The sequence below is a fragment of the Aquabacterium sp. UBA2148 genome (genome assembly GCF_002328915.1).
Taxonomy (GTDB): Bacteria; Pseudomonadota; Gammaproteobacteria; order Burkholderiales; family Burkholderiaceae_C; genus Aquabacterium; species Aquabacterium parvum.
This window is the reverse complement of sequence record NZ_DCXA01000178.1, coordinates 1-11,658: the sequence shown is the minus strand read 5'-3', so window position 1 is coordinate 11,658 and position 11,658 is coordinate 1. Positions and strand designations below refer to the sequence as shown.

The following is an 11,658-nucleotide window of genomic DNA, read 5'->3' as shown; positions in this document are numbered from 1 at the left end:
CCAGCAATCGCTGGCCGTGCTGGTGGGCAAGCCGGTGCCCGCCGAGTGGTTGCCACCCGCGCCTGAGTCGCTGGCCAAGGCTGCTGCGAGCGCCCCACCGGCGGCGTCCGAGGCCCGCTCCGACACCCGGCCAACCCGCAGCAAGGCCGCCGAGCAGTTTGTTGAAGCCAGTTTGTGGCCGGGCCTGAGCGAGTTGCCCGTGGGCCTGTCCTCCGAGGTGTTGCTGCAGCGCCCCGACGTGGCCCAGGCCGAGCAGGCTCTCATCGGCGCCAACGCCAACATCGGTGCGGCGCGTGCAGCGCGCTTTCCGCGCATCGGCCTGACGGCCAGCGCCGGTGCCGTGAGCAACTCCTTGAGCGACTTGTTCACCGACGGCCGCTTTGCGTGGAGCTTCGGTGGCTCGCTGCTGGCACCCATCTTCGACGCCGGCCGCACCGCCGCAGGTGTGGACGCCGCTGTGGCCCGCCGCGACATCGCCATCGCCCAGTACGACAAAGCCATCCAATCGGCCTTCAAGGAAGTGGCCGATGCGCTGGTGGCCCGCCAAACTTACGCCGAGCAGGCCGAGGCCCAGCTGGCGCAAGCCCAAGCCGAAGCCGCACGCCTGAGCCTGTCGACCTTGCGTTACGACACCGGCGTGGCCAGCCAACTTGATTTGCTAGACGCCCAGCGTGCGCTGTTCGCGGCGCAGCAAGCCCACATCCAGGCACAACTTGCGCGCCAGCAGGCGCACATCAGCGTCTACAAGGCGCTGGGCGGGGGCTGGGTGGAAGGGCAGGGCCAGGCCCAGCGTGCCGAGCCTTCGAGCACACAGCCTGCGACGCAAGTGGCTCAGGGCCAGGCGGTCGCCCGATAATCTCGGCGTGAACACGAGCACCCTGACCTGGCGCGAGCGCGGCTCGCTGTACCTCGACCTGATCCGCTGGAACCGCCCGCAGGGCTGGTTGCTGCTGCTGTGGCCCACCTGGATGGCGCTGTGGCTGGCGGCGGGCGGCTTTCCTGGCTGGCACCTGCTGGCCGTGTTCACGCTGGGCACCATCCTCATGCGCAGCGCGGGTTGCGCCGTCAACGACGTGGCCGACCGCGACTTCGACCGCCACGTCGAGCGCACGGCGCAGCGTCCGGTCACGAGTGGCCGCATCTCGGTCAAAGAGTCTTTGGCGGTGGGCGCGGCGCTGGCGCTGGTGTCTTTCGCGCTGGTGCTCACCACCAACTGGCAGACCATCGCCATGTCCTTCGGGGCGCTGGCGGTGACCATCGTCTACCCCTTCACCAAGCGCTTTTTCTCGATGCCGCAAGCCGTGCTGGGCGTGGCCTTCAGCTTCGGCATCCCCATGGCCTTCACGGCGGTGCAGGGCAGTGTGCCGTCCGCCGTGTGGTGGATCGTGCTGGGCAACCTCGCCTGGGTGCTGGCCTACGACACCGAGTACGCCATGGTCGATCGCAACGACGACCTCAAGATCGGCATGCGCACCTCGGCGATCACCTTGGGCCGCTTTGATGTGGCTGGTGTGATGGCTTTCTACGCGATCTGCGTGGGGTGCTGGTGGCAGGCGGGCCAGGCCTTCGGGCGTGGTTGGGTGTTCGACGCCTCGCTGACCTTGGCCGCAGCCCAGGCCCTGTGGCATTTCAAGCTGATCCGCCACCGCGAGCGCATGGCGTGCTTTCAGGCTTTTCGCCTGAACCACTGGTTGGGGATGACCGTGTGGCTGGGCGTGGCGCTGGACGCGGCCCGGTCGAGCCACTGGGCCACCACCTGAGCCACCACCTGAGCTGGCCACGCGGTCAATGAGCGAGCCGCAGCGGCCGGGGTGGCCGGTGCGCGCTCAGCGACCGAACTCGTCGCCCAATTCGCCCGCGCGGCGTTGCGCTGCACACATCGCGGCAACGAACGCGGCTTTGACGCCCGCTGCCTCCATCGAGGTCAGCGCCGCGTGCGTGGTGCCACCCTTGGACGTCACCCGCTCGCGCAGCGTGGCCGGGCTGTCGGTGGATTGCGCCGCCAGCGACGTGGCTCCGCCGAAGGTGGCCAGCGCCAGCTGGCGCCCTTGCTCGGCGCTCAGCCCCATGTCCTCGGCCGCTTGCACCATCGCTTCGATGAAATAGAACACATAGGCTGGGCCGGAGCCTGACAGCGCGGTCACGGCATCCAGGTCGGCCTCGCGCTCGACCCACACGTGCTGACCGGTGGGCTCGATCATCCTGGCGATGTCGGCCTTTTCTTCGGCGGTCACCTCGGGGCGGGCGAACACGCCGGTCACGCCCTGGCCGACCAGTGCCGGCGTGTTGGGCATGGCGCGCACGATGCGGGGCGTGCCCAGCAGGCGGGCCATGTCGTCGGTGCGCAGGCCGGCCATCACGCTGTAGTGCAGGGCCTGTGGGCACGCCGCTGCGCAAGCGGCCGCCGCTTCCTTGAACTGCTGGGGCTTGACGGCCCACACCACGGTGCGCGCTTGCGACAGGGCGGTGTCGGGCCCCGCGGCGGTCTGCACGCCCAGCGAGGTTTGCAAGCGCTCGCGCTGCTCGGCCACCGGGTCGATGACGAGGATGTTGGCGGCGGCGCGACCCTGGCGCAACAGCCCGCCGATGATGGCGGTGGCCATGTTGCCGCCGCCGATGAAGGCGATGTCGATGGATGGGGAGTTCATGGCCGAGATCATGCCGCATCCATCGGGGCGTTGGCGGTGGCTTCGGTGAGCAGGGCGATCAGGCCCTCCGCGTCGATGGGCTTGCTCACCAACTGCACACCGGCTTGGGCGGCGTCTTCGGTCAGGCCGGCGGGCATCTCGCCCGTCAGCAACAGGGCGGGCAGGTCTTCACCGAATTCGTAGCGCAATTGCCCCAGCACCTGCAGGCCGGTGACGTCCAGCCCCAGGCGGTGGTCGCTGACCAGGGCCACAGGCATCTCGCCGTCGATGAGGCGGCCGTCGTCCTGCATGGCGGCCATCTCGGCCATGGCCCCGTCGGGGTGGGCGGCAGCGGCCACCTGCCAGCCGGCCTGGCGCAGCACGAGGGCGGTGCTCTCGCGCACCTGGGGGTCGTCCTCGATCAGCAGAACCAGGCCCAGGCCGCTGCGCGTCGGCACCTCGGGCGCAGCGGCCTTCGGTGGCAAGTTGTGTCCGTCCGTGGCAACCGCTTCGGCGATGGGGAGGCGGTCCGCGTGCTGGATGTTGGATGGGGTGGACGTGTCGTTCGGCGCCTCGGCTGGCGTGGCTGGCACCAGTCGCGGCAGCCGCACGCTGAAGCAGGTGCCTTGACCGGGCCGCGACAGCACGCGCACCGGTGTCGGCCCGAGCATGCTGAGCCGGCGAACCACGGCCAGGCCCAGGCCCAGCCCTTCGCTGCTCAGGCGGCCGTCGTTGTGCGCCTGGAAGTAGTCGTCGAAGATGCGGTGGCGGTACTGCCTGGGGATGCCCACCCCCGTGTCCCACACCTGGCAGATCACCCAGGGCCCGCGCTTGCGCGCCCGCAGCCTCACCTCGCCCGACTCGGTGTAGCGCACGGCGTTGTTGAGCAGGTTGCGCAGGATGCGATCGAGCACGTGGTCATCGGCTTGGGCCCATTCGGTGGTGGGCTCGAGGTGCCAGCGCAGGCCCTTGCTCTGGCACAGCACGGAGAATTCGCTGTCCAGCCTTTGCCACAGGTCAGAAAGGGGCAAGGCGGTGGCGCGGTAGTCCACGCGTTGCGCGTCGATGCGGGCCACGAAGAACATCTTCTCGAACATGCTGCCCAGCGAGCCCAGCGAGGTCTGCAGCTTGCGCAGCAGGTCCAGGCCCTCGGCACCCTGGATGGCAGGCTTGAGCGCGCTGCTCAGCAGCATCATCACGTGCAGGGGCTGGCGCAGGTCGTGGCTGGCGGCCGCGAAGAACTCGCCTTTTTGCCGGTCGGCCGCTTCGGCGCGAGCCTTGGCTTGCGTCACCTTGTTGATCTCGTCGCGCAGCTGCAGCACCAGGCCGGCGTTTTCGTGGCGCAGCAGCACCGCTTCGCGCAGGCGGCGGTTCACGCCCAGGGCCACGCCCATGCAGGTGAGCAAGGCGGCGATCAGCACCAGGGCGAGAAAGTGCGAGCTGTCGCTGCCGTCCATCAGCAGCCGGCCGGCCACCAGCAGCAGCACGGGCACGCTGCCCGCGAAGGCCACGGCCCAGTCGTGGATGGTCACCAACATGATGGTGAAGCCATAGACGATGGCCGCCGTCACGATGGTCATGCGCCACTCGCTGCCCGACACGCCCAGCAAAGCGATGGCGATCAGGCCCCAAAGCGAGCCTTCCAGGATGTGCCAGGTCAGCAGCCGCGTGCGCCAGGTGCCGTAGCCGGATTCGGTGATGCCGAAGCGGTTGAACTCGCGCACCTGGAGCACGACCACGCCCCAGACGATGAGCAGGCCGAATGCCGGCACGGCCCAGCGCCAGTGCGGCATGTGCCAGCCATGCACCATCCAGCCCAGCAGCATGAGGCCGGCGAACTGACCGATGAGCGAGCCGGGTGAGTGGCGCCAGCTGTCGTGCAACAGCTGCAGGTCGATCCGCGCCTCGATTGGCGACAGCCCCCTGAGTGACCGTCGCAGGAGGCTCACGCCAGGGCTTTCCTCGGGCCGCTGTCGAGGCCGCTGCCACCGCCGGACTCAGCCGAAGCGATGGGCGCCACGGCCTGCGGGCTGCGCGAGCACAGCAGAACCAGCTGGGTGCGGCTGTGCACGCCATAGGCTCGGAAGATGGCGCTGACGTGCAGCTTCACGGTTTCCGCGCTGATGCCCAGGGCCGAGGCGATGGCGTGGTTGGTGCAGCCCTTGAGCAGCCACTCCAGCACGTCCTTCTGACGCGGGGTCAGGCGGATGGTGCGGCGGGCGGTTTCGTCGTCGGGCGTCGGGAAGTCCACCTCGCTGGGCGAGAGCAACTCCGAGGGGAAGTGCAGGCGGCCTTCGACCAGGGCCTGCAGGGCGCTGGTGAAGCCGTCGATCTCGGCGAGCTTGGGGATGAAGCACGAGGCGCCGTGGTGGATGCACTCCAGCGCGATCTGCACGTCGGCGTGGCCGGTGATGATGCCGATGCGCTGCATGGGCGCGGCCTGGCGCACCGTCTGCAGCGTGGCGATGCCGCGGCTGTCAGGCAGACCCAGGTCGAGCAGGACCACGTCGATGGGCTCGGCAGACTTGTCGTCGATGCGTGCCAGGGCGGTCGCCAGCGAATTGGCCTGCGAAAAGCGCGCAGAAGGATCCAGGCTGCGGATGGCCTGCATCATGCCTTCGCGGATCAGGCTGTGGTCATCGACCAGCAGGTAGTGGGAGGGGCGATGTGCGTCCATGACGGGTCGGTGTTTCAGTCGACCATCTTAAGTGGCTCTCAGCGTTGTCCGAATAGGGCTGTTCCCACCCTCACCAAGGTGGAGCCCTGCGCCACGGCGGCTTCCAGGTCGGCGCTCATGCCCATCGACAAGGTATCCAAGGGAAGACCCTGAGAACGCAGGCGCTCATAGGCGACACGCACCTGCGCCAGTTGGCGGTTTTGCTCGGCGGGCTCGGCGGTGGGGGCGGGCAGGGCCATGACCCCGCGCAGGCGCAGCCGGGGCAGGGCGGCCACCGCGCGGGCCAGGTTCAATGCTTCATCGGGCGAGGTGCCGCTCTTGCTGTCTTCGCCGCTGGTGTTGACCTGGATGCAAACCTGCAACGGCGGCAGGTGCGCCGGCCGCTGGTCGTTCAGGCGCTGTGCGATCTTCAGCCGATCGACCGTGTGCACCCAGTCGAAGTGTTCGGCCACGGGACGCGTTTTGTTGCTCTGGATGGGGCCGATCATGTGCCACTCGATCTGCCCGCGCAGGTCGGCGAGCTCGGCCATCTTGTCCAGGGCTTCCTGGACGTAGTTCTCACCAAATCGGTGCTGACCTGCCGCCACCGCCTCGCGCACGGTTACCGCTGGAAACGTCTTGCTCACCGCCAGCAGGTCCACACAGCCCTCGGGGCGTGCGGTTTGGGAAACAGCGGCGTGAATCCTGCCCCGAACGAGTTGTAGCTTCTCCGAGATCGTCGCCATAATGGTTCTTCACACGTCGTATCAAACCCGCATCATCCATGGATATCACCCAGCTGCTCGCGTTCTCGGTCAAGAACAAGGCATCCGACCTCCACTTGTCTGCGGGTCTGCCACCCATGATCCGCGTCCACGGTGACGTGCGCCGCATCAACGTCGATGCGCTGGACCACAAGCAGGTCCACGACATGGTGTACGACATCATGAACGACATGCAGCGCAAGCACTACGAGGAGACGCTGGAGTGCGACTTCTCGTTCGAGATCCAGGGGCTGGCGCGTTTCCGGGTCAACGCCTTCAACCAGAACCGTGGCGCGGGCGCCGTCTTCCGGACGATTCCTTCCAAGATCCTGACGCTGGAGCAGCTCAACGCGCCCAAGGTGTTCCAGGACCTGGCTCTGAAGCCGCGCGGCCTGGTGCTGGTCACCGGCCCCACCGGCTCGGGCAAGTCGACCACGCTGGCCGGCATGGTCAACCACTTGAACGAAACCGAGTACGGCCACATCCTGACGGTGGAAGACCCGATCGAATTCGTGCACGACTCCAAGAAGTGCCTGATCAACCAGCGCGAAGTCGGCCCGCACACCCTGAGTTTTGCCAACGCGCTGCGCTCGGCGCTGCGCGAAGACCCGGACGCCATCCTCGTGGGTGAAATGCGTGACCTGGAAACCATCCGCCTGGCGCTGACCGCGGCCGAAACGGGCCACTTGGTGTTCGGCACCTTGCACACCTCCAGCGCCGCCAAGACCATCGACCGGATCGTCGACGTCTTCCCGGCTGCCGAAAAAGACATGGTCCGCGCCATGCTCTCGGAATCGCTGCAGGCCGTCATCTCGCAAACGCTGTGCAAGACCAAGGACGGCAACGGCCGCGTCGCCGCCCACGAGATCATGATCGGCACGCCCGCCATCCGCAACCTGATCCGCGAAAACAAGATCGCCCAGATGTACTCCTCGATCCAGACCGGCAACGCCATGGGCATGCAGACGCTCGACCAGAACCTCTCCGACCTGGTGCGTCGCAACGTGATCTCGCCCGCCGAGGCCCGCGCCAAGGCCAAGATCCCCGAGAACTTCCCGGGCTGACATGAAGCGTTTCCTTGATCGATTTGTCGGTGGTCCCCGCAACCCGGGTGCCGACACCCCGGCCGAAGCCGACGACGAAGGCTTCTTCGCCACGCAGTTCATGGAGCGGCCGGAAGACTTCCGCTCCACCTCCGCCTGGAACGCCCGTGGCCTGGCTGTGGGCGCCCACGGGCTTGATCCCGAAACCGGCCTCAAGCTGCTGATCAAGGCCTGGGGGCAGGACGCCCTCATGGCTTCGCTGTCGCCCGATGACCAGCGCAAGCTGCTCGAACACCTGGACTTCGTCACCGTGCCGCCGGGGCGCGAGCTCATCGCGCAAGACGAGAAGGGCGACTACGCCCTGATCGTGCTCGAAGGCCTGGTGGCAGTGGACCGCGTGCAGCCCACCGGCGCCCGCGCCCGCCTGGCCGAAGCCCGCGAAGGCGACGTGCTCGGCGAGATGTCGCTGCTCGACGCCGGCGCGCGCTTCGCATCGTGTGTGACGCTCAGCCGGGTCTCGCTGGCCGTGGTCACCGCCAGCGCACTGGATGAGCTCGCCATCGAAGAGCCCAGGCTGGGCATGGCGCTGATGGCCTCGGTCGCGCGCAGGTTGTCGCTGCGCATGCGCCAGCTCAGCGCCCGACTTGGCGCCTTGCTGACGGCCGGCTGAAGCGCCAGCGCACCCTCACGCAACACACACCAGAACCCACCACAGGCAGACACCTCATGGAACGCGATCAGGCCTCGAAATTCATCAACGACCTCCTGCGCCTGATGATCTCGCGCGGCGGCTCCGACCTGTTCCTGACGGCCGAGTTCCCGCCCGCCATCAAGGTCGACGGCAAGGTCACCAAGGTCTCGCCGCAGCCGCTGACACCGCAGCACACGCTGGCCCTGGCCCGCTCCGTCATGAACGACAAGCAGGCCGCCGAGTTCGAGCGCACCAAGGAGTGCAACTTCGCCATCTCACCGGGTGGCGTGGGCCGTTTCCGCGTCAACGCTTTCGTGCAGCAGGGCCACGTGGGCCTGGTCATGCGCGTGATCCCTCAAGTCATCCCGACCATCGACAGCATGGGCTTGCCCCAGGTGCTCAAAGACGTGGTCATGACCAAGCGCGGCCTGGTGATCCTGGTGGGCGCCACGGGCTCGGGCAAATCGACCACGCTGGCGGCCATGGTCGACCACCGCAACGAGAACTCGCACGGCCACATCATCACGCTGGAAGACCCGGTCGAGTTCGTGCACCCGCACAAGAACTGCATCGTCACCCAGCGCGAGATCGGCATCGACACCGATGGCTGGGAGATCGCACTGAAGAACACGCTTCGTCAGGCCCCCGACGTCATCCTGATGGGTGAAATCCGCGACCGCGAGGCCATGGAGCACGCCGTGCAGTTCGCCGAAACCGGCCACCTGTGCATGGCCACGCTGCACGCCAACAGCGCCAACCAGGCGCTGGACCGCATCATCAACTTCTTCCCCGAAGAGCGCCGCCCGCAACTGCTGATGGACCTCTCGCTGAACCTCAAGTCGTTGGTGTCCCAGCGCCTGATGCCCCGCCAGGCCGGCAAGGGCCGGGTGGCCGCGGTCGAGATCCTGCTCAACACGCCCCTGATCGCCGACATGATCTTCAAGGGCGAGGTCGGCGAGATCAAGGAGATCATGAAGAAGTCGCGCGAGCTGGGCATGCAGACCTTCGACCAGGCGCTGTATGACCTCTTCGAAGGCAGCGACATCACCTACGAAGACGCGCTGCGCAACGCCGATTCCGTCAACGACCTGCGCCTGCAGATCAAGCTCAACAGCCAGCGCGCGCGCAACCAGGACCTGGGCGCGGGCACCGAGCACATGCACATCGTCTGAAGGCCCGCGGCATGACCTTGGCCAACAAGACCTACGAGCCCACCGAGGCTCGCCGCGTGGCCTTCATCGGCCTGGGCACCATGGGCTCCCCCATGGCCGCGCACCTCCAGCGCGCCGGCCACGACGTCACCGTCTACAACCGCACCACCGCCAAGGCCGAAGCCTGGGTGCATGAACACGGCGGCCGGTTCGCCGCCACCCCGCTCGAAGCCGTGAAGCTGGGGCAGGGCGCCGACATCGTCTTCACCTGCGTGGGCAATGACGACGACCTGCGCCAGGTCTGCTGCGGTGAACAAGGTGTGCTGCGCGGTCTCAAGCCTGGCGCCTTCATCGTCGACCACACCACCACCTCGGCCGAGGTGGCCCGCGAGATCGCCGCGCGCGCCGCGCAGCAGGGCGTGGCCTTCATCGACGCGCCCGTCTCCGGCGGCAACCTGGGCGCGCTCAACGGCGTGCTCACCGTCATGTGTGGGGGCGACCCGGCTGCGTTCGATCAGGTCAAGCCGGTCATCGCCGCGTTCGCGCGGGCCGTGACCCACCTGGGGGACAGCGGCTCGGGCCAGCTCGCCAAGATGGTCAACCAGGTTTGCGTCGGCGGCCTGTTGCAAGGCCTGGCCGAAGCCCTGGCCTTCGGCGAGAAAGCCGGGCTGGACATGCCGCGCGTGATCGAGGTCATCTCGCAGGGCGCTGCCAGCAGCTGGCAGATGGTCAACCGCGGGCCGACCATGGTCCGCGATGAATTCGACTTCGGCTTCGCCGTCGACTGGATGCGCAAGGACCTGGGCCTGGTGCTCGACGAGGCCCGCCGCCTGGGCGCGCGCGTGCCCGCCACGGCCCTGATCGACCAGTTCTACGCCGACGTGCAGGCCATGGGCGGCGGTCGGCAGGACACCTCCAGCCTGATCCGCCGGCTGCGCTGACGCGTCGGCATCAACCAGGTTGCGAGCCCGCCAACGCGCGGGCTCGTCGCAAATCGCCCGAGATCGAGGCTCGGGCGCCCTGGGCTCAGTTGCTCGGAGAAGCGGCGCCGCTGTTTGCCGGCTGACGCGGCAGCTTGTTGGCCAGCTCGTCCTCCGTGATCACCTCAAACGCCTTGACCACCTTCTTGACCCCGGGGATGCTGGCCGTCAGTTCGGCCGCCCGGTTGGCTTCGCGCTCGGTGACCAGGCCCATCAGGTAGACCTCGCCCCGGTCGACCACGATGTCGAAGGCGTTGCTCATCAGGTCGCGTGCGTCGACCAGCGTGGCGCGCACCTTGCCGGCCAGCAGCACGTCGCTCGAGCGCGTGCTCAGCGAGGCGGTCGGGCCCACTTGCAACTGGTTGATGACCTTGACGACGTTTTCCACGCGGGCAGCGGCCTGCTCGGCGGCGGCGCGGTCGGCGTCGGAGTCGACTACGCCAGTCAGCAGCACGGTGCGGTTGTAGGCGTTGACGTTGACCCGGCCGCGGCCGCCCAGCGTGTCACGCAAGCGGCTGCCGGCCTTGAGCTGGATGCCCTGATCCTCGACCTGCATGCCGGAGGTGCGGCGGTCGGTGGCGACGAAGGCGCTGGCGGCGGCGCCACCAAGCATCAGTGGCGCACAAGCGCTCAGGGTGGTGGCGCCCAGGGCGGCCACCAAAGCGGCCAGCGCCAGTCGATGGGCGGTGCGGCGAGAAGGTTGGCGGGTCATCGAGCGTGTCTCCGGCAGGGGTGTCAGGGATGGCCTCAGGCGGCCTCTCCCAGCAGTTGGTTGTCGACGGTGGCGCACAGCGCGTGCAGGGCCAGCCATCCGATGGCAAAAAGCGTGGATGGTTGGGTGCCGGGCAGTGGCACCCAGACATCGGTGTCGCGAAGCAGGGGGCCCAGCACGCTCGCGGCCTCGCCTGTGAACGCCACCAGGGTCATGTCCTGCTCGCTGGCGGCTTCGCTGGCGGCTTTCAGGTCGGCCTCGTTGCGCTCCATCGAGAAGGCCAGCCACAGGTCGCCGGGGTGCCCCAGTGCGCGCACTTGCTGCGTCAGTGTGGGCTGGCCCGCGTGGGAGGGAGGCGACAGGGCCTGCGCGGCCAGGGGCGGGCGATCGCGCCCGGTGCCGCAGATCAGCAGCTGTGCCGCTTGCTGCGCCAGCCAGGCGGCTTCGCCTTCACCGGCGCACAGCACCCGGCCACCCGTGGTGATCGTGTGCAGGACGGCTTGGGCCGCGTAATGGAGCTGTTGCGCCAGCCGCTCCGAGGACTGGTAGAGCCAGTCAGCGGTCTCCAGCAGGGGCTGCTGCAGCTGCGGAGACTGATAGGACGTGTCCGACATGCGGGCGATGATAAGCCAGGGGGCCGGGTCAACCCGCGATCAGCAGGTGAACACAAGTAAACGAGGCTGCCCTGCCTGCCATCTCCACGCCCATCAGCTGGCGTCGAACGCCGCCTGCAACCAAGTCAACTCAACCCCATCGATCGCCACCACGTCAAAGCGGCAAGGGGGCCACACGCTCAGCTGCTGCAGGTAGAACCTGGCCCCCAGGATGCAGCGCCGCTGTTTGCCGCGGGTGACTGACGCCGCCGCACCACCGTGCTCGCCATCGGCGCGCTGGCGCACTTCGACGAACACCAGCGTGCCGTCGCGATCGCGCATGATGAGGTCCACCTCGGCGCCGCGCGCACCGGGGCCCCGCGCGACCCGATAATTGCGCTCCACCAACGCCAGGCCTTGCTGCTGCAGGTAGAGCAAGGC

General features: G+C 68.0%; 13 protein-coding genes. 6 read left to right on the top strand and 7 right to left on the bottom strand.

Annotated elements, in window-relative coordinates; all coding sequences use genetic code 11:
- Together B2W70_RS10020 and ubiA are read left to right on the top strand one after the other, a co-directional pair.
- Positions 1-856 (top strand): TolC family protein (locus B2W70_RS10020; protein WP_286745364.1); only part of this gene is annotated, 856 nt, incomplete at its 5' end.
- Between the two features lie 7 nt (positions 857-863).
- Positions 864-1,760 carry a 4-hydroxybenzoate octaprenyltransferase gene (ubiA, locus tag B2W70_RS10015; protein WP_286745362.1) on the top strand — a complete coding sequence of 299 codons (897 nt, stop codon included), beginning with the start codon at positions 864-866 and terminating at the stop codon, positions 1,758-1,760.
- 66 nt (positions 1,761-1,826) lie between these two features.
- Here the strand turns inward: ubiA and proC are convergent, their stop codons facing one another.
- The 4 genes from proC to B2W70_RS09995 are packed head-to-tail and all read right to left on the bottom strand — an operon-like array spanning position 1,827 to position 6,029.
- Positions 1,827-2,648, bottom strand: coding sequence for a pyrroline-5-carboxylate reductase (gene proC / locus B2W70_RS10010; protein ID WP_286745360.1), 822 nt, complete (start codon positions 2,646-2,648; stop codon positions 1,827-1,829).
- Positions 2,649-2,656: 8 nt separating this feature from the next.
- The gene (locus B2W70_RS10005; RefSeq protein ID WP_286745358.1) at positions 2,657-4,576 is read right to left on the bottom strand and encodes a hybrid sensor histidine kinase/response regulator; all 1,920 of its coding nucleotides are present in this window, start codon (positions 4,574-4,576) and stop codon (positions 2,657-2,659) included.
- Positions 4,573-5,304, bottom strand: coding sequence for a response regulator transcription factor (locus tag B2W70_RS10000; protein WP_286745355.1), 732 nt, complete (start codon positions 5,302-5,304; stop codon positions 4,573-4,575). The genes B2W70_RS10005 and B2W70_RS10000 overlap by 4 nt, the downstream gene beginning before the upstream one ends.
- Before the next feature lie 38 nt (positions 5,305-5,342).
- Positions 5,343-6,029 carry a YggS family pyridoxal phosphate-dependent enzyme gene (locus B2W70_RS09995; protein WP_286745353.1) on the bottom strand — a complete coding sequence of 229 codons (687 nt, stop codon included), beginning with the start codon at positions 6,027-6,029 and terminating at the stop codon, positions 5,343-5,345.
- A 38-nt stretch (positions 6,030-6,067) separates the two neighbouring features.
- On the opposite strand from B2W70_RS09995, the gene B2W70_RS09990 reads away from it, so the two are divergent.
- From B2W70_RS09990 to B2W70_RS09975, 4 genes are read left to right on the top strand one after another with little or no spacing between them, the layout of a single operon-like run.
- On the top strand, positions 6,068-7,111 hold the full coding sequence (locus tag B2W70_RS09990) for a type IV pilus twitching motility protein PilT (protein WP_058086611.1): 1,044 nt from the start codon (positions 6,068-6,070) through the stop codon (positions 7,109-7,111).
- 1 nt (position 7,112) lies between these two features.
- A complete protein-coding gene (locus B2W70_RS09985; RefSeq protein ID WP_286745350.1) occupies positions 7,113-7,760 on the top strand; it encodes a Crp/Fnr family transcriptional regulator in 648 nt (215 codons plus the stop codon).
- 56 nt (positions 7,761-7,816) lie between these two features.
- Entirely contained in the window at positions 7,817-8,953 is a 1,137-nt protein-coding gene (locus B2W70_RS09980) for a PilT/PilU family type 4a pilus ATPase (RefSeq protein WP_286745347.1), read from the top strand.
- Between the two features lie 11 nt (positions 8,954-8,964).
- Positions 8,965-9,873 carry an NAD(P)-dependent oxidoreductase gene (locus B2W70_RS09975; RefSeq protein ID WP_286745346.1) on the top strand — a complete coding sequence of 303 codons (909 nt, stop codon included), beginning with the start codon at positions 8,965-8,967 and terminating at the stop codon, positions 9,871-9,873.
- 85 nt (positions 9,874-9,958) lie between these two features.
- Here B2W70_RS09975 and B2W70_RS09970 read toward each other — a convergent pair whose 3' ends face one another.
- From B2W70_RS09970 to B2W70_RS09960, 3 genes are all read right to left on the bottom strand, one after another.
- The gene (locus tag B2W70_RS09970; RefSeq protein WP_286745344.1) at positions 9,959-10,624 is read right to left on the bottom strand and encodes a BON domain-containing protein; all 666 of its coding nucleotides are present in this window, start codon (positions 10,622-10,624) and stop codon (positions 9,959-9,961) included.
- A 35-nt stretch (positions 10,625-10,659) separates the two neighbouring features.
- Positions 10,660-11,238 carry an SIS domain-containing protein gene (locus tag B2W70_RS09965; RefSeq protein ID WP_058086616.1) on the bottom strand — a complete coding sequence of 193 codons (579 nt, stop codon included), beginning with the start codon at positions 11,236-11,238 and terminating at the stop codon, positions 10,660-10,662.
- Positions 11,239-11,331: 93 nt separating this feature from the next.
- The coding region (locus B2W70_RS09960; protein ID WP_286745339.1) for a YraN family protein at positions 11,332-11,658 on the bottom strand (327 nt) is incomplete at its 5' end.